The organism is Psychrosphaera sp. 1_MG-2023, from assembly GCF_030548245.1.
In the GTDB taxonomy this organism is placed as follows: Bacteria; Pseudomonadota; Gammaproteobacteria; order Enterobacterales; family Alteromonadaceae; genus Psychrosphaera; species Psychrosphaera algicola.
In genome coordinates this window covers 98,076-116,494 of the sequence record NZ_JAUORW010000008.1, presented here as the reverse complement: position 1 = coordinate 116,494, position 18,419 = coordinate 98,076, and the positions used below count along the sequence as shown (strand labels likewise).

The 18,419-nt window shown below is 39.6% G+C and carries 15 protein-coding genes and 1 pseudogene; 5 read left to right on the top strand and 11 right to left on the bottom strand.

Features of this window, described 5'->3' with window-relative positions; translation table 11 throughout:
- Window positions 1-99: 99 nt before the first annotated feature.
- From Q4575_RS09545 to greB, 4 genes are all read right to left on the bottom strand, one after another.
- Window positions 100-843 carry an ABC transporter substrate-binding protein gene (locus Q4575_RS09545; RefSeq protein ID WP_303522612.1) on the bottom strand — a complete coding sequence of 248 codons (744 nt, stop codon included), beginning with the start codon at window positions 841-843 and terminating at the stop codon, window positions 100-102.
- 190 nt (window positions 844-1,033) lie between these two features.
- Complete coding sequence (locus Q4575_RS09540; RefSeq protein ID WP_215962537.1) at window positions 1,034-1,981, bottom strand: SRPBCC family protein; 948 nt, start codon at window positions 1,979-1,981, stop codon at window positions 1,034-1,036.
- A 379-nt stretch (window positions 1,982-2,360) separates the two neighbouring features.
- Window positions 2,361-4,697 carry a Tex family protein gene (locus tag Q4575_RS09535; RefSeq protein WP_215962536.1) on the bottom strand — a complete coding sequence of 779 codons (2,337 nt, stop codon included), beginning with the start codon at window positions 4,695-4,697 and terminating at the stop codon, window positions 2,361-2,363.
- A 99-nt stretch (window positions 4,698-4,796) separates the two neighbouring features.
- Complete coding sequence (greB, locus tag Q4575_RS09530; RefSeq protein WP_215962535.1) at window positions 4,797-5,279, bottom strand: transcription elongation factor GreB; 483 nt, start codon at window positions 5,277-5,279, stop codon at window positions 4,797-4,799.
- Window positions 5,280-5,715: 436 nt separating this feature from the next.
- Here greB and ompR point away from each other — a divergent pair, with 436 nt between their 5' ends.
- The 3 genes from ompR (at window position 5,716) to pckA (ending at window position 9,797) form a co-directional block, all read left to right on the top strand.
- Window positions 5,716-6,435, top strand: a complete 720-nt coding sequence (gene ompR / locus Q4575_RS09525; RefSeq protein ID WP_215962534.1) for a two-component system response regulator OmpR — start codon at window positions 5,716-5,718, stop codon at window positions 6,433-6,435.
- Between the two features lie 33 nt (window positions 6,436-6,468).
- Entirely contained in the window at window positions 6,469-7,770 is a 1,302-nt protein-coding gene (gene envZ, locus Q4575_RS09520) for a two-component system sensor histidine kinase EnvZ (RefSeq protein ID WP_215962533.1), read from the top strand.
- Between the two features lie 419 nt (window positions 7,771-8,189).
- Window positions 8,190-9,797: a phosphoenolpyruvate carboxykinase (ATP) gene (gene pckA / locus Q4575_RS09515; protein WP_215962532.1), complete on the top strand. Its 1,608-nt coding sequence runs from the start codon at window positions 8,190-8,192 to the stop codon at window positions 9,795-9,797.
- Window positions 9,798-9,938: 141 nt separating this feature from the next.
- On the opposite strand, the gene rarD is transcribed toward pckA, so the two are convergent.
- Window positions 9,939-10,835: an EamA family transporter RarD gene (gene rarD / locus Q4575_RS09510; RefSeq protein ID WP_303522607.1), complete on the bottom strand. Its 897-nt coding sequence runs from the start codon at window positions 10,833-10,835 to the stop codon at window positions 9,939-9,941.
- A 253-nt stretch (window positions 10,836-11,088) separates the two neighbouring features.
- Entirely contained in the window at window positions 11,089-11,766 is a 678-nt protein-coding gene (locus Q4575_RS09505) for a nucleoside-binding protein (RefSeq protein ID WP_215962530.1), read from the bottom strand.
- A 116-nt stretch (window positions 11,767-11,882) separates the two neighbouring features.
- On the opposite strand from Q4575_RS09505, the gene Q4575_RS09500 reads away from it, so the two are divergent.
- A complete protein-coding gene (locus tag Q4575_RS09500; RefSeq protein ID WP_303522605.1) occupies window positions 11,883-13,175 on the top strand; it encodes an NCS2 family permease in 1,293 nt (430 codons plus the stop codon).
- Window positions 13,176-13,264: 89 nt separating this feature from the next.
- On the opposite strand, the gene Q4575_RS09495 is transcribed toward Q4575_RS09500, so the two are convergent.
- Window positions 13,265-13,825, bottom strand: a complete 561-nt coding sequence (locus Q4575_RS09495) for a phosphoribosyltransferase (RefSeq protein ID WP_215962528.1) — start codon at window positions 13,823-13,825, stop codon at window positions 13,265-13,267.
- Window positions 13,826-13,957: 132 nt separating this feature from the next.
- A complete protein-coding gene (locus Q4575_RS09490; RefSeq protein ID WP_303522604.1) occupies window positions 13,958-14,548 on the bottom strand; it encodes a hypothetical protein in 591 nt (196 codons plus the stop codon).
- A gap of 450 nt (window positions 14,549-14,998) precedes the next feature.
- On the opposite strand from Q4575_RS09490, the gene Q4575_RS09485 reads away from it, so the two are divergent.
- A complete protein-coding gene (locus Q4575_RS09485) occupies window positions 14,999-15,745 on the top strand; it encodes an SDR family NAD(P)-dependent oxidoreductase (protein ID WP_215962526.1) in 747 nt (248 codons plus the stop codon).
- Between the two features lie 205 nt (window positions 15,746-15,950).
- On the opposite strand, the pseudogene Q4575_RS09480 reads toward Q4575_RS09485, so the two are convergent.
- From Q4575_RS09480 to Q4575_RS09470, 3 genes and pseudogenes are all read right to left on the bottom strand, one after another.
- Window positions 15,951-16,145 (bottom strand): annotated as a pseudogene (locus Q4575_RS09480) (IS4 family transposase); the annotation flags it as partial.
- A gap of 248 nt (window positions 16,146-16,393) precedes the next feature.
- Complete coding sequence (locus Q4575_RS09475) at window positions 16,394-17,125, bottom strand: FadR/GntR family transcriptional regulator (RefSeq protein ID WP_215962525.1); 732 nt, start codon at window positions 17,123-17,125, stop codon at window positions 16,394-16,396.
- 566 nt (window positions 17,126-17,691) lie between these two features.
- The gene (locus tag Q4575_RS09470) at window positions 17,692-18,312 is read right to left on the bottom strand and encodes a MarC family protein (protein ID WP_215962524.1); all 621 of its coding nucleotides are present in this window, start codon (window positions 18,310-18,312) and stop codon (window positions 17,692-17,694) included.
- Window positions 18,313-18,419 lie beyond the last annotated feature (107 nt).

Below are 18,419 nucleotides of genomic sequence, written 5' to 3'. Positions count from 1 at the left end.
TAAGGAATGTCTAAAACGACGAGACAATTAAATATGAACTTGTCTGCATTTTATTAGATATGCTTGCAGTTATTACTGATTTGGCAGACTTAGTTTGAATTAATGTAACCACTTATTTTTAATAGCCTGCCACTGTTTTTTACCTAGGTCAGATCTTAGCCAACGGACAATAATATTGTTAAGCTCAGGGCTCGCTTTAGAGGTAAGAATGCTTCTGTAAAAAGGCGTACCGTCGCCATTTAATATAAAAGTCTTTTTTGAAATATCGGGGTTGTTTCGTTTCATAAACCAATATGATTGCAACCCAATGATGCCAACATCAGCTCGGTTTTTTAATAACATATCCGCGACCAAGGATTCATGTCTAACATTAAACCGAGTGAAATTATGTTGGCTAGCTCCGTCTTCAAAATTTACGTAAACATACCCTCTGACACCAACAATGACTTTACCATTGAGCGATGAAATATCTTTGTAGACTAAATCTTTATCATTGGTTATGTAGAGTTCGCTATCAAGCATTAAATTGCTAATCCAATCATATTTTGACTTTTTGCGATCGTTTACCCAAAGAGGGTTGGTCCACAACAAAGCACCGCTTTTTTCGTTGAGCATTTTGAGTGCTCTAATTTTAGGTACATAAACCACCTGAAAATGATACGTTGGGGCAAAAGCTTCTAGTGAACGAGCTAAGTCGTAACTCATACCAATTTCTTTTTCTTGATCGAGAATAAAAGGGGGCTTATCTATGTAAGTAAATAGATCAAAAGGTTTTTTGTGTTCGAACGCATACGCATTAAATACCAAGGTATTGGTCAATATAATCAAGATAAGTTTTAGCATGCTCCTCCCTAATTCAATACTACTTGCCATTGTTATTAGTAAAGATAGCAACTTTACTCTATTACTCTGGTGGTTGACGTACAAAACTGTAACAAAGTTTTTAACAAAAAAAAGCAATGACATTGCCATATGTCGGTCTTTAAATGATCCTATATATCACCGACTAAATATCATTAACAAAGCGTCCATTTTACTTAATTGGCGTTACCATCATTGTTTTTAAATCTTTTGGCGCTGTTTCGATTGGCGAGTTTAAATAAACTTCGTAATCTTTTGCTTTTTTATTGTTTTTTAACTTAGCGAACCGCATATAGTTGATCAAAGTAACCCAGCCATTTGGAATATGGTAATAACTGCCAGTATGGATCACTTCACAGGCTTTATGTGGCGGTTGTTCACCTTCTACCATACCTTGCGGCAGCGTAAAGTCTGGCCGTTGTTTATAGCCAAAGGCAGCTATCATATCGCCTTGGTTTTTGACTAAATCAAATTCGTTGACGATAGTGGCTACAAAGTCGGGTTGTGGTATGTCCATAGCATGGAGTTTTTCAAAAGCTGGACCAACGGCTTCACTTACCTTGTTAGCGGCAAATGTACAGGCGCAGCCTGCATAATAAAAACCATCTTTATGCACTACACCGGTGATGTCGACTTTGGATGTAACAACGCCGGTTTCAATAAACTCTTTGGCCATTTTTAGACCACGTTCATAATCGCCACCAACATAAACCGACATCATTTTTTTCATAAAAAACATAAAGAAAGGCAGTGTACCTTGCATGGCCCATGTAACTTTTGTCGCGTCATTACCTTCGCCATCAGTAATGGTTTCAAATTGAAATTGGGTTTTAGAATGGCTTTTCCATGGTGAAATAAAATGCAGATCAAATTCGATACTCTTATCCGCTTCTTTATTGATAATTTCTATAGTTCCAGAGCCAATACGTTCGCCATTCCATGATTGCTTGTGACCTAATTCCCCTTTGTTTCCTTCAACCTTAATTGGGCATGTGGGCTCTTGAATTATCCACGGCGACCATTTGTCCCAGTCATTAAAATCACCCAGGACATCAAATACGCTCGCAACGGGCTTATTGATAACTATTGTGCGGTCTAATTCAAATGGGATAGAAAACATAGGGCGTTGCTCCAATAATTGTTTTTTTTAGATTAGTGCAAATTTTTTGTTATTGCATGTTATTTATAAAGATTATCTGGTTTGATTGGTTTCTATTACGTTGTAGCACTTTGCACAATGAGTAACTCATTTAGCGATAGTGAAAGGTGGTGAAAACGAAGATTTAATTGCAGACCTTTTATTATGAGAGATGACGTTCTTTTCAAAGTCAGCAACGAACGTTTAGCTAGTCGTACGGGAGCTTATAAACGCATCCAACAGATGGTCATAATTGGGTTTTACTTCGGGGCATTAGTTGGTGGTGTTTTGTTGAAAAATTAAGTTAGCCACTTGTCCCTAACATAACGTTAGAGACAAGGTGACTATTATTAAGGTCTGGCTATTTTTTCAATTTGGCAAAGGCATCGGCAAATGCATTGCCCATCGCAGCGTTGCCTGCATTTTTATTGCCACCACCAGAAGACTTCTGTGGTCGTTGATTGTCTTTTTTGTTCGGCGCTCGACTCGGCGCATTGTTTTTAACTTGTGACGGTTTTGCGCTAGCTTGTTCATCGAGCCGCATTGATAAACTAATGCGTTTTCGCTGAACGTCAACTTCCATGACTTTAACTTTTACTATGTCACCCGCTTTCACGACTTCGGAAGGGTCAGCAACAAACTTGTCAGTCAATGACGAAATATGAACTAATCCGTCTTGATGCACACCTATGTCAACAAATGCACCAAAGTTTGTGACGTTAGTCACCACGCCCTCAAGGGTCATATTCGGTTTTAGGTCATTTAATGACTCTACACCCTCTTTAAATGTTGCCGTTTTAAACTCAGGACGGGGATCACGGCCTGGTTTTTCTAGCTCTTTTATGATGTCTTCAACGGTCGGTAAACCAAAATTTTCATCAATGTATTGTTTAGGCTCAAGGCGTTTTAAAAACTCTGCGTTGTTTAAAACATCATTTACCGCTTTGCTATTTTGATCGATGATCCGTGTGACCACCGGGTAAGCTTCAGGGTGAACCGATGACGCATCTAGCGGATTTGTGCCGTTAGCAATTTTTAAAAAACCAGCGCATTGTTCAAACGCTTTTGGTCCTAAACGTTCTACTTTCTTAAGTTCTGTACGGTTTTTAAAGCCACCTATTTGATCTCGTAATTTAACAATGTTTGACGCGAGGGTTTTGTTCAGGCCAGAAACTTTAGTCAACAGTGGGATTGACGCCGTATTTAAATCAACACCAACGGCATTTACACAGTCTTCAACAACAGTATCTAGGCTTTTAGATAAGGCACTTTGACTTACGTCGTGTTGATATTGGCCAACACCAATTGACTTAGGATCGATTTTCACTAACTCCGCTAGCGGGTCTTGTAGTCTGCGAGCAATAGAAACTGCACCACGAATAGAAACGTCTAAGTCTGGAAACTCATTTGCTGCAAATTCACTTGCTGAATAAACTGACGCGCCAGCTTCACTGACCATAATTTTAGTCAGTTTAAGTTCAGGTGCCGCAGTAATTACATCGGCGGCTAGCTTGTCCGTTTCACGAGATGCTGTACCGTTGCCGACGGCAATAAGTTCAGCTTTGTGAGTACGGGCTAAATGTTCAATGGTCCGCTTTGACTTTTCCCAATGGTTTTGTGGTTCATGTGGGTAAATCGTAGCAGTGTCGAGCAATTTACCTGTTTTATCAATGACGGCAATTTTACAGCCGGTACGAAAACCAGGGTCGATGCCAATCGTGGTTTTTGCACCCGCAGGGGCGGCCATTAATAAGTCGTGTAAGTTTTTAGCAAATACGCGAATAGCTTCGTGTTCTGCTTTTTCCCTAAGTTCGGTTAAAAGTTCGTTTTCCATCGACATGGATATTTTTATTTTCCACGTCCATTGAACAACCGATTTTAGCCACTTGTCGGCGGCTTTTTGATTGAATGTTAAGTCAAAGTGCTGCGCAATAATGGTTTCGCATTGAGATTCTCTTACCGGTGTTTCGTAGCCAGGATCGGCATTCAAGGTAAGTTGTAAAACCCCTTCGTTGCGCCCACGTAACATGGCTAGAAGACGGTGAGATGGCGTTTTAACAGCGAGCTCTGAATGTTCAAAATAGTCTCTGAACTTTGCCCCTTCGGTTTCTTTACCGGCAATGACTTTAGCTTCTAGATACGCATTTTGTTTTAAGTGACGACGAATTTTATTCAGCAGATCGGCGTTCTCAGCAAAGCGTTCCATCAAAATATATTTAGCACCATCTAATGCCGCTTTGGTATCAGCGACATCATTAGTGATAAAGTGACTCGCTTCTGCTTCTGGGTCTAATGAAGGGTCGTTATAAAGCTTGTCTGCAAGCGGTTCTAAACCTTGTTCTTTGGCAATTTCACCTTTAGTACGGCGTTTAGGTTTATAGGGTAAATATAAATCTTCAAGTCGGGTCTTGTTGTCTGCACTTAATAAGGCTTTTTCCAACTCCGGTGATAATTTATCTTGCTCGGTAATCGACTTTAAAATGACAGCGCGGCGTTCTTCGAGTTCTCGCAGATAGCTAAGTCGGGTATCTAGGTTTCTTAATTGGGTATCGTCTAAGCCGCCTGTGGCTTCTTTACGGTAACGTGCGATAAATGGCACAGTAGAACCTTCGTCTAACAGTTTAACTGCCGCTAAAACTTGCTCAGGGCGCGCAGTTAACTCGCTTGCGATGATTTGAATTATTTGATTGGCTGACATAGTTCACTTCCAAGGTTTGAATTCAGCAAAATGATCTCCTTTTATGGTGGTTCATTTGCTCTTTTTAAACGGTAACTAAAAATTTAGTGCTAAAAGCATTTATTTAGGTTTTGCGGGGTAGCTAATAGAGTTAACAAACCAGGTTTTTTTTCCGCTTGGGGTTTGCACAAAAAACTCATCATCTACTTCGCATTTTAAGATTGCCTTTGCCATTGGCGAGTCGATGGAAATGTAGTCCATTCGACCGTAAATTTCATCGGGGCCGACAATACGAAAAGTAAGGGTTTCTTGTTGTTCGTTTTCGATTTGAACCAATGCCCCAAAAAAGGCTTTGCCTTCTTGTTCTGGCGAATAATCGATAACCTTTAGCTCTTCGAGGCATTTGCGCAAATACCTTATACGACGGTCGATTTGTCTCAGAAGTCTTTTGTTTTCTTTATAATCGGCGTTCTCGGAGCGGTCACCTAAGCTCGCAGCCCAGGCGACCTTTCTGGTAACTTCTGGTCGTTCTGTGCGCCATAAATGGTCAAGTTCAGCTTGTAGCTTTAAATAACCTTCACGGGTGACTAGATTTGTCTTCATTTGCTCGCATAAGTTCGTTTAATGTTTGGCTGCACAATATGTCGTGACTGCAAAAAGAAATCAATGGTGATCCCTCTTTTTCAGCAAATATATTGCGCTGCGCGGGGACGCACCAATTTTCAGGTTGATATAATTTAGCAATGCGAAACTAAATGGTCGTGTGGTTTGAATGCTTGGGGTGATTCAAAAAGTGACCGAATCACTTGGAAAATTTACGAAGACAAACTTTGTAACATCCCTTTACTGTCTTCCACCTAAAAAATGCCTTATATTCTTTATAGTGTTTTGATCTTTGTTGTAAACATTAGCCGAACTCCATGTACTTTCAACTGGCCGTTTAGCCAATTTACCCTATGGGCTAAATTGAAAATTGACACCAAAGATCAACACACTCAACAATTGAGTGTAAACAGACAGGCAAATTTGGAACCTAAAAATGGAACAAGAAACCACGAAAATTTTGGTTGTAGATGACGACATGCGTTTACGCAGTTTGTTAGAGCGTTATTTGACGGAACAGGGTTATATCGTTCGCAGTGCAGGTAACTCGGATCAAATGGACCGATTACTCGAACGCGAAAACTTTCACCTGTTGGTACTCGATTTAATGTTACCTGGTGAAGATGGTTTGTCTATCTGTCGCCGATTGCGTCAAATAGGCAACGAAATTCCAATTGTTATGCTAACGGCTAAAGGTGATGAAGTAGACAGAATAATCGGTCTTGAATTAGGCGCTGACGACTACTTACCCAAACCGTTTAATCCCCGCGAGCTATTGGCCCGTATTAAAGCAATTTTGCGTCGTAAAACAAAAGAGCTACCGGGCGCACCAACGCTTGAGGAGGAAGAAGTTGAATTTGGTGATTTTAAATTAAACTTAGCGACCCGTGAAATGCATCACGGTGATGAAGTAATGCCGTTAACGAGTGGCGAGTTTGCTGTTTTAAAAGCTTTAATTAGCCACGCAAGAGAGCCATTGTCACGGGACAAGTTGATGAACATGGCACGTGGCAGAGATTATTCTGCACTTGAGCGAAGTATCGACGTGCAGGTGAGTCGATTACGTAAAATGATTGAAGAAGATCACACTAAACCGCGTTATATACAAACGGTCTGGGGAATTGGTTATGTATTTATCCCAGATGGTAAAGGTTAATTGTTTTATTAACGTTGTTCTTTAGGTGTGCATATGAAGGTGTTACCACGTAGTGCGTTTGGGCAAACAGTATTTTTAATTGGTTCGCTGTTGTTGATCAATCAAATTGTTTCCTATCTTAGCGTCGTATTTTATTTGTTCGAACCGGCTTACCAACAGATCAATAATCTGATGGCGAGTCAGGTGAAAGTGTTATTTTTAGGCGAAGAAAATGGCTATCGTGTGCCAACTCAGCTGTCTAAAGACTTTATCCAGGCGACCAAAATTCAGGTCATGAAGGAGGAAGATGCACGTTGGAATGGATTAGATGAAGCGGCACATTACCCTTATTTTTCGGAACAGATGTCTAAGAAATTGGGTGGTGAAGCGGAAGTACGTATATCTCACGGCGAACTGAGTTTCTTTTGGGTAAAACCACCTCAAGCGCCAAACTACTGGGTTAAAATTCCGCTTGATGGTTTTCAACAAAAGAGTTTTTCACCTTTGGTTATCTATTTAGTGGCAATAGGTGTGTTGAGTGTGGCTGGTGGTTGGGTCTTTGCGAGGCAGCTTAATCGGCCATTAAAAGCACTGCAAAATGCGGCAATCGAAGTGGGGAAAGGAGAGTTTCCAGAAACCCTACGTGAGCGCGGTTCAGAAGAAATTATTGCGGTAACTCAGGCGTTTAATCAAATGTCGGCGGGTATCCAACAACTGGAGAAAGACCGTAACTTACTGATGGCCGGTGTATCACATGATTTAAGAACGCCGCTAACCCGTATTCGATTAGCGACTGAAATGATGAGTGGCACGGATGAATTTTTAAAAGACGGGATCGTCAATGACATCGAAGATATGAATGCGATTATTGATCAGTTCATGGAATTTATCCGACATCACAAATTGGAAGAATTAGAAGCGGTAGATATAAACCAGTTACTGCAAGATGTGGCCGATTCTGAAAATAATAATAGAGGTCGTAACTTTAATCTTGTATTTGACCCTGAATTACCACAAGTGAAAGTACGACCGATTGCCTTAAAAAGGGTAATTGCAAATTTGATTGAAAACGCCATCCGATACTCTGAGGGTGACATAACTATTTGCAGTCATTACGACCAACAAAATCGTAAAGTGCATTTTCGAGTAAGCGATACAGGCCCTGGTATAGATGAAAATGATCTAGAGCGTTTGTTCGAACCATTTACTCAAGGTGACTTAGCTCGAGGTGGCGAAGGCAGTGGATTAGGGTTGGCTATTATCAAAAAGATTGTCGATATGCATGATGGAAAGGTTAAGCTACATAATGTAAATCCTGGGTTGGCCGCGACAGTTTCTCTGCCAATACGAACCTAATTCGATATTATATTCATTTTTTTGTCGGTGAATAAATATCCAGTCACAATATAAAAACCGGAGCTCCCATGCTCCGGTTTTTGTTTATCTATATGAAATATATACAAATAAATCTCTGTTCTATTTTTTAAAATAACCGCTCTGATGCGTTTTCCGCTTATGCCTCATAATTACCCAAACAAAACTGAAAGTTCTAAAGAAAACTTTCAGTATGGGCTACAAAACTTTCAGGAATTACGATAGACTTGTTTTCGTTCAATAAAAACACGTAAGTTTTTAAGCGCAGCTTTCCAGGTTGATTACGAAACTGGAGTAAACGAAGCGTACTTTTGGGCAATGTATTTTTTCGCAACAACTCGAAACGTGAGAATGCGAGTTAAAAACCAAATTGTTAAATCTAAAGTGTTCAGGTGAATATAATGGCTATAAATATCGACTTATCGCAGTACGGCATAACAAACGTTTCAGAAGTTATCCATAATCCTTCTTACGATAGATTATTCGCAGATGAAACAAACCCTGAGCTAGAAGGATTTGAGAAAGGCGTGGTTACCGAATTAGGTGCCGTTAATGTAAGTACGGGTGTATTTACCGGTCGTTCGCCAAAAGATAAATATATCGTCGAAGATGATGTCACTCGCGACACAGTATGGTGGAACTCTAAGTCTGCTCCAAACGATAATAAGCCTATTTCAAATGACGTTTGGCAAGACTTAAAAAAATGTGTCACAGATCAGCTATCTGGTAACCGACTGTATGTTGTTGATACTTTTTGTGGTGCAAATGAAAAAGTACGACTTAAAGTACGTTTTATAGTGGAAGTTGCATGGCAAGCTCACTTTGTTAAAAACATGTTTATTCGCCCAACTGACGAAGAACTTGAAAATTTCGGCGAGCCGGATTTTGTTGTAATGAACGGTTCTAAAACAGGCAATGCAGATTGGCAAAAACACGGATTAAATTCTGAAGTCTTTACGGTATTCAACCTTTCAGAAAAAATGCAAATAATTGGCGGTACTTGGTACGGCGGTGAAATGAAGAAAGGGTTGTTCGCAATGATGAACTACTATTTACCGCTAAAAGGTATGGCTTCAATGCACTGTTCAGCTAACGTTGGGGAAGAAGGCGATGTTGCTATTTTCTTCGGACTATCTGGTACGGGTAAAACAACCTTATCAACCGATCCTAAACGCCAACTCATTGGTGATGACGAACACGGTTGGGATGAAGACGGTGTCTTTAACTTTGAAGGTGGTTGTTATGCCAAAACTATCGACTTAGATAAAGAAAGCGAACCCGATATTTATAATGCAATTTGCCGTGATGCGTTACTTGAAAATGTCACAGTAGATGATAATGGTAAAATTGATTTTTCTGATGGCTCTGTAACTCAAAATACTCGAGTTTCGTACCCTATATACCATATCGAGAATATCGTTAAGCCGGTTTCTAAAGCTGGCCATGCGCAAAAAGTTATCTTTTTAACGGCGGATGCCTTTGGTGTATTGCCTCCGGTTTCTAAGTTAACTAAAGAACAAACGAAGTATCATTTCCTTTCTGGATTTACTGCTAAGTTAGCTGGTACTGAACGTGGTATCACGGAACCTGTTCCAACCTTCTCATCATGTTTTGGTAAAGCGTTTTTGACCTTACACCCTACTCAGTATGCTGAGGTTTTGGTTGAGCGTATGAATGCCGCGGGTGCTGAAGCTTACTTGGTCAATACTGGATGGAATGGTTCAGGTAAACGTATTTCGATTAAAGATACACGTGCGATTATCGATTCAATTTTAGATGGGTCAATTGAAGCTGCTCCAACTAAATTTGTACCTATCTTTAACTTAGAAGTTCCTACTGAATTACCTGGCGTGAACTCTGGTATTTTGGATCCGCGTGATACATATCCAAAAGCGGATGAATGGCAAGTTAAAGCAGATGACTTAGCCGCTAAGTTTGTGAAAAACTTTGTTCAGTTTACTGATAATGACGAAGGCAAAGCGTTAGTGGCAGCGGGCCCACAAATTTAAATCGCTTGTTAGCGGATTAGTATTATGTGTTGAATCGTAAAAAAAACCTCGTTAATCGAGGTTTTTTTATGTCTGCAATAATCTAAGTAATAATTAACACAGCAGTTACTTGTTGGTCATGCAGATGACTAGGCTAAGCAACTAGTGAGTTTTTATCCTGTTATTTGAGTAGGTTCGGTAACTTGAGTAAGAATAGAAAATTAACGCTGTCCAGATAAATGCAAATGTCTGCCATTTAGCGTCACTCATATTTTCCTGATAAACAAATATGGCAAAAAGGAACATGATGCTTGGTCCAATGTATTGGAAAAATCCGATAGTGGAATAGTTTAAACGACGTGCAGCGCCGACAAAACAGAGTAATGGTGCTGTTGTTACAAGCCCAGTCGCTATAAATAACAGATTTAAATTAAGTGGGTTGTTAAACATATTTGTCGTCACTGTAGGCTCTGAAACTAGCCAATAGATAATGGCCGGTACAATTAACAGTGCGGATTCCCAAAAAATGCCGGTCACCGCGTCAACTTTGATGGTTTTTCGAATAAGGCCATACATTGCAAATGACGAGGCGAGACCAAACGCGACAATTGGAAAAGAACCATAAGTCACAACTTGAATTAAGACGCCGGTAAAAGCGAATGCCACTGCCAGATATTGAAGGCGGCTTAGGCGTTCAGACAAAAACACCATGCCCAATGCGACGTTTAATATCGGGTTAATGTAATAGCCTAGACTTGCGTCTAAAATGCGCCCAGAATTTATGGCCCAGATAAACAACCACCAATTTAACGCTAAAAAGCAACTACTTAACATTAACAGTAGGATATTTTTTTTGTCTTTAAACACAGCGATAACAGCTCGCCAGTTATTTTTAACTGAAATTATAATAGCCAAAACAACCACGGACCATAGAATGCGGTGTAGCAATATTTCAAGCGGCGAAATGTGGTCTAACAGTTTGAAAAATACCGGTGCTAAGCCCCACATAGAATAAGCCATAACGGCTAATATAGCGCCATTCTTTCCATTTGAATTCATTTTTAAGTGTCAAACCTTGAGTCACACCCTGGCAATAAACAACGTCGCCAGGTGATGTTAATTAGTTACGAGCAAGTTAACAGATTTTTGGGAATAATTTCTAAGAGATATAAATAAATTCGGTAAATAATGCACGGCTCTATTTTTTGATAAATGTGGCCGTACTTTTTAAATGAGCTTACTATTTCATATTTACCACAACTGCCCCGTAATAATCAGCACAGGTTTAGATGCAGTAAGGATTTTGAATTTATTAAAAGTGATATTTGATTAATAGGTTTGCATTGCGTTCGTCGATGGAGTCGATGCCAAATTTGTTGTCCCAATAAACGTACTCAATGCCGACGATAAATTTGTTTTTCATATTTAACGCTGGTGCAAAATCGTAACCTAGCTGCGAGGTAAAATTCATTGACGCCTCATAAGAATCATATTCAGTTGCGTAGTCGATAAAGCCGGTATATGTCAGAGGTCCAATTGGAGCACTCCAAACGAAAGTCGCCTGGTAATTGTTGCCACCAAAGGCATTGTTACGGTGAAACAGATTTAGCTGGACAAACTTAAAGTAGGGTACATCTAGATCGGTGCCAACGCCAAATAAATAGTTATTGCCGGGGCCCATTTCTAAAGTGCCTGCAACGTAAACGTTTTTAATAAAGCCATTGAATTTTTTTACATGAAATCGTGAGTTATATTCACCGTAGGTTTCAACATCGCCGTTGTCAGATATTAGCCGATCAAAAAACATAAAGGTATCACCCCAAGTACTTCCGTTTGCGTATTCAAACGAAATCACTTCACGTTTATTGTCACCCAGTTCGTAATCACTGCCTTTTAAATAGCTTAAACTAAAGTCAGACCATTTTGTTTTTGCCATACTAGGCGCTGAAAATAAGATGAAGGTCATAAGGCTTAGCAGTATTGTTTTCATGTTCTTGTTCTCTTTAGGTAAAATAAAAGATTGATTCTATTAATCTTTCGCAGTGCATGGTACAAAATATAGCGCTATTTTAAAAATATTGCTCAAAAATTGAAGAAGGTTTAGATATGTTGGAAAAACTGTTCCATTTAAAAGCCAATAATACGAACGTGAAAACCGAAATTGTCGCGGGTTTAACGACGTTCGTCACTATGGCTTATATTATTTTTGTAAATCCAAGTATTTTAGCCGAGGCTGGGATGGATAAAGGGGCCGTATTTGTCGCTACTTGTATCGCGGCAGCGATTGGTTGCTTTATTATGGGGTTTGTTGCGAACTATCCCATCGCGCTTGCGCCTGGAATGGGGTTAAACGCTTTTTTCACTTATGGTGTTGTGCTTGGTATGGGGCATACATGGCAAGCCGCTTTAGGTGCGGTATTTCTATCGGGGATTATCTTCCTTTTATTGAGCCTTTTTAAGGTTAGGGAATGGATCATTAACGCGATCCCCAGAGTACTAAAACTCGGTATTGCAACGGGGATTGGCTCATTTTTGGCGTTAATAGCACTTAAAAATTCGGGCATTATTGTCGCTCATCCAGCTACATTTGTTAGCCTAGGTAACCTTTCTGAATTCACCCCTTTAATGAGTGTGATTGGCTTTTTTGTGATTGCCGCTTTAACTGCAAGAGGTGTTAAAGGTGGTGTATTATTTGCGATATTAGCCATGACGTTAATCGGTATAGGATTTGGTGATATTGAGTACGCTGGTATCATGTCGATGCCACCTTCGTTAGCCCCTACATTTTTACAAATGGATTTAAGCGCCGCGTTGGAACTTTCTATGTTAAGTGTTGTTTTTGCTTTCTTGTTTGTTGATTTATTTGATACGTCAGGAACATTGATTGCAGTTACGCAAAAAGCCAAATTAATTGACGAAGTTGGCAATATCCCTCGCCTTGGAAAAGCATTATCGAGTGATTCTGTCGCAACGTTAGCGGGGGCTGCGTTAGGTACATCAACAACGACAAGTTATATAGAAAGTGCAGCTGGAGTGTCCGAAGGTGGTCGCACGGGGTTAACTGCGGTTTGCGTTGGTGTGCTATTTTTACTGAGTATTTTCTTTGCCCCTTTGGCGGGTATGATCCCAGTATATGCGACCTCGGGGGCTTTGTTTTATGTGGCGATATTAATGCTATTTAATTTGCAAAATGTTGATTGGAGTGACATTACGGAAGCTGCGCCGGTGACTGTAGTATTGCTTTTTACACCGCTAACATTTTCTATTGCGCATGGGATAAGTTTGGCGTTTATAACATATGCATTTACTAAGCTATTGTGTGGCAAAAGAGATGAAGTCAGTCTAAGCGTTTGGATTCTGACGGTATTATTTATTGCTAAAATTGCATTTGTTGATTAGTGATTTACAGCTATTTGTTAAAATCGTTAATTGTGTTTTTATTGAATTTAATTACGGGGTTGAATGCATCAACCCCGTATTTTTTTAATCTATTTAAACAGATCTATAATATTTTTTAGATCTGTTTTACCTTCCGCTAACTCTTCAGCCGTCAACCCTGATAACTCGTGTGGAAACACTAACCACTCATCACTTTGTTGAACGTAATAGTCGGGAACTATGTCTACCTGACAGTTTTTTGGCTTAAACCACGGACACGCTATTCGAATGTCTTTTGGTGTATTAAGTCGTGATAAACTTTTAATTTGTGTGATCAGCGCATCAATGCTTCGTCCTGAGTCGAAAACATCATCTACAATAAGTAACGAGTTGTCCGCATTCGCATTTTCAATCAAATAATGTAAACCATGAACTTTAATTTCTTTGGATTGCTGGCCAATACCGTAATATGAAGATGTGCGCACCGCAATGTGATCTGTTTCGACTTTTCTAAAATCGAAGTATTCTTGAACGGCGATGCCAATTGGTGCTCCGCCACGCCAGATCCCAATAATAAAGTCAGGTTTAAATCCAGATTCATAAACTTGATGGGCAAGACGAAAGGAATCTTCTAATAATTCTTGAGCAGTAATAAATCGCTTAGGGACCATATTATTTTATTTACCTTTATTTATATGGCAAAAGGGATCAACTACTTTAGCTCAATAAATCCCGATATTCCATGTTTGTTCAGTATTTTCACAACCATAGGCGGACACGCTTTTGGCCGGCTTGTTTTGTATTTAGGAGTTGTTAGACATGTCTTGTTCTGTTTCAGAAGAATACTGGTAAGTATTACTTTGCTCATCTTCTTCGGATTCTATTATGTCTTGTTCTGACTGTGCTTCATTTTTAATAATTAATTCGTTAATTTCCTCAGAAAAATCAAAAAATAGTCTTGGCGCTTGTTCGAGATAAAACTGGCTATTGAAGCTACGGGTATCGCTAGGCAAGGCTTCACAGAGCTTTGATATTAAGGCTGGAAGCTGCTCTTTAGGGTACCAATTGATATCTTCAAACTGAGAAAATACATTGGAAAATGTATCGACTAAGTCAGACAAACGCTCTAAGTTTAACGAGTTTACCGCTTGAAACACAAAGTAGTTATTGCCCACGGCAATCAATCGACGTTTGTGTTCTGTTTCAAGTTCCAATTCATACTGTTGTGGTAGCGACGCGACCAACTCTTTATAGCGATTTTGCAATTGACGGACTGAATGATTTAACGAAAGTTGCTTGGTTTTTAACGCGTGTATTGTTTTTTGTTTCTTTCGGACGACATATAAAGAATAAACAACAACGATGACTAAAAGCCAAAATAACACTGAACTCATGTGGTGCTCTGATTAACCTAAGGTTAACTGAATTCTAAGCAACTAATCTATTTGGTACAACTGTTGTTTACTTTTTGACGTAAATGTCCGAAATAACTGCATAAAATAAAAAATTAGAAAACTGAAATAATTTATTGAGGAATACCATATGCTCCTGTTTCGTTAAAAAGTCATGTCGCCGATTTAAGGAGTGGCATGTACTGATTGGTCAGCGAGGTGTCCTTTTGTATTTGCTTTGGTAAATTTTCTAACGAAGCTTTTAGCAACTCGATATTGGAATTTTGGATAAGAATTAATCAAAATGGTTAACCATTGGTCAATTAATTGGTTGACAATTCATTGTCGTGTGGTTTACATTCGATCGGGTCAACTTAGTTAAATCGGGAGTGCGGCCTGTATTTACTTAGTTGCAATCATCTATTTCATTTATTGGATCCTCTGGAGAATCATATGTCTATGAAGGGAAAGGTTGCAATTGTAGCCGGTGGTGGCCGTGATATTGGTCGTGCGTGTGCTATCGATTTAGCCAAAAAAGGTGCAAATATTGTATTAACTTATCATTCGAGTAGCGAAACTGCGCTTTCAGCTGTTGCTGAAATAGAAGCGTTGGGGCAAAAAGCCGTTGCTATTCAGGCTGATCTAACCGTTCAAGCCGATGTAGATAAAACGATAGATGCTGCAGTAAACCAACTCGGTGGCATTGACTGCTTAGTACATGTGTCAGGTGGCTTAGTTGGTCGCGTCAAAATTAGCGAGATGACAGATGAGCATTGGCATAACGTGATGAATGTAAATCTAACGTCATTATTTAAGATGACAAGAGCATGCGTTCCTCATATGAAAGCTGGTAGTTCAATCGTTACATTTGCTTCACAAGCAGGGCGTGATGGTGGTGGACCTGGAGCGGTTGCCTATGCGACATCTAAGGGCGCTGTAATGACATTTACGCGTGGTTTAGCTAAAGAGTTAGGCCCTGACATTAGAGTGAATGGTGTGTGTCCTGGAATGATTAGTACAGGATTTCACGATACCTTCACTAAGAGTGAAGTCCGTACGAACGTAGCAGGTGCAACTGCACTTAAACGAGAAGGTACGTCAGAAGAAGTTGCTAAATTAGTGTCATTCTTGGCATCAGACGAATCGTCTTATATGACGGGTAACTGTGTCGACATTAATGCTGGATTGTTATTTTCCTAATCAATGTTGCTGTGCGTTTTTGATTACGTTTTTGATTATGCTGATGCGTAGTTTTATTTATGCACCAAAAACAACCTAAGCGCTGTCTCTTGATCACAAGCTTGACTCAAGAGCTTTGGCTAACACGTCATCTTCAAGGATGGTTAGTAACTTAACCATCCTTGTCATTACACTTTAACAGACGCACAGTCGGTGCGTTTTGTATCTTTGTCCATCGCCACTGTTCAATAAGCCCAACGACTTCAGATACTTCTAGGGCAAACAAAACGATACTATGTGCAAGCAAACCACGATGTCGGTAACCTTGGTTAATGAAGCCTAATTCCGTTCGAATAGATCAATGGCGATAAATGATATCAGTGGTACTTTCCAAGGAAAGTAGCAGGTTATGTTGTGTCGCGCTCGTTGCGGAAAGCTTAATCCTTGCTTCAGCATTTACGGGCGTTACTATATTTTTCATTAGGCATAAAACGAGAGTAACTTGCCAAATCGCCTGGAGACCTGCTCATGGATTAAGAAAATGGTTCAAAAAAATCCCTGCTAATTTCTTAGCAGGGATTTGGGTATAAGAGACTGCCTTAGGGCATCTATGTGTAATACTAAATCATATGACAACTTAGAGGTGGGTAATTGTCATATGGTAAAGTGTTACTGAACTAAGTGATTGAGCGAGTACAATCCACGAGTTTCACTACTTTTACGTTTAATCTCTTCCAATGCTTGGGCTTCACTAGCTTCAAAAAGTGCATTAATGAGTCGATTAAAATGTTCATGCATTGCTGCTCGCGCTTTTTCTGCATTGCGGTTTTTTAAACCGTTAAAAATATTTCTATGTTCATTCATGCGCGCTTCTGCACTTGAGCTACAAACACCAGCATATGCTTGGATGATATTTTCACGACTCTCTCGTAGCGACCAAAACTTTTCAACAGCCATCAAAATAGCTTTGTTTCGAGTGGCTTTAGAAATGATACGGTGGAATTCTTTATCCGCTTGGTCGGCGTTTATACCGCTTTCCATTGCGAGTAAAGTCTCTTCCAGTTTGTCGAGTTCTTCTTCAGTAATAGTCGTCGCTGCTAATGCAGCAGCTTCACCTTCAACTAAAGCTCGGGCCTGAGTTAATTCGAAAGCACTCACTTCAATTTCTGGTTGCTGCTTTTTGTTCGAGTCTAAAACGTAAACACCAGAGCTTGTTTTAACTTCAACACGTCCTCGGACTTCGAGTGCGATTATTGCTTCTCTAATTGTCGGACGACTAACGTCAAATTGTTCAGCAAGGACACGTTCTGGGGGCAATCGGCTTCCAGGAGGGTAGTCACCCGCATCTATACGACGTTCAATTTGTTCTACTATTTCCCAAAATAACCTGCGGCTACCCATGCTAAACCTCTTAATTACGTAATGCTAACAAGCAAGAATTGATAATGAATTGTTGGCGATATTGTATCTTTATAACAGCTTTTGGCAATTCTTCAAATTGGTAATTTAATTTAATTTAATTTGGTAAGGCCAAGATTGCCACCTTGGTTATCAAATTGGTTTTATTATTGGTCTGTTTTTGAAGGCGTTTTTTGCTTAAAAATTAACTATTTATGAAGTTGTCGTTGCTAGGTTTTTTCTCAAGATGTTGTTTTATATGAGTAATGTAATTTTTTTGTGATGTGGGCATTATATTGACGTTTTTTTAGTTGAGACAATATCAAACGCAATGTGATTTATTTTTAATAAAACTCAAGATTTTTCTAACGATAAAACATAAATTAAATATTAAATTTGTGTTTTTTGTTATTACCAGTTCGATTTAAAAATACCATACAAGCTGTTGGCTAACTTTAATGAATTATCGACAGAAAATATTGCAATTTAAGTCGCTGTAGACTTACTGGTGGCGCCATTGGACTTAACTTTTTCCTATGGCGCTATCGACTAAAGTAATTGGACCCAAGTTACATAGGTGTAATATTGTAAAATTCGTTAAAGCCAGCCAGTATATTTGTTGTTGCTACGGCCGAGAGAATGAGACCCATAACACGACTTACAACGCTTGCTCCGCTGCTACCAATCACTTTGTTAATCCAACCCGCAAGTAGCATCATAATGTAGACTAAGAGGATTACAGAAATCATTACAACTACCGTTTGCGCCTGTTCCCAAATGCTAAAGAGCGAATTCTCAGTAAGTAGAACTGCCGCTAACATTGCACCTGGGCTCGCGATTGAAGGCACTGCAATTGGAAAGATGGCTGTTTGTCGGTAATCTTTCTTTATAAGTTTGAGCTCTTCTTCTGGTTTACTGTCGCCAAAAATCATATTCAGTGCAAAGAGAAATAGAACGATGCCGCCGGAGATCTGAAAAGCGGGTAGTGGTATTGCCAATGCTTTGAGTAGGAGTTCACCAAGAACGACAAAAAATATCAGGATGCAGGTGGAACAAACCGCTGCAAGTAGGGCAATACGTCGTTTGGTTTTAGCATCATATTTTTCAGTTACTGCTATAAATACCGGTATGGTTCCTATTGGGTCAATGACGGCAAAAAATATGATAAAGGTCGCTAAAATATCAATCATTATTAAGGTCCTTGTTTGTCTGAACACGCTGGCAATGATCTGGTTTAGAGATTTGTCTCACGTGAACCTAGAGTGTTGAAGAACGAGTTAAAATCGAGTGTATTGCT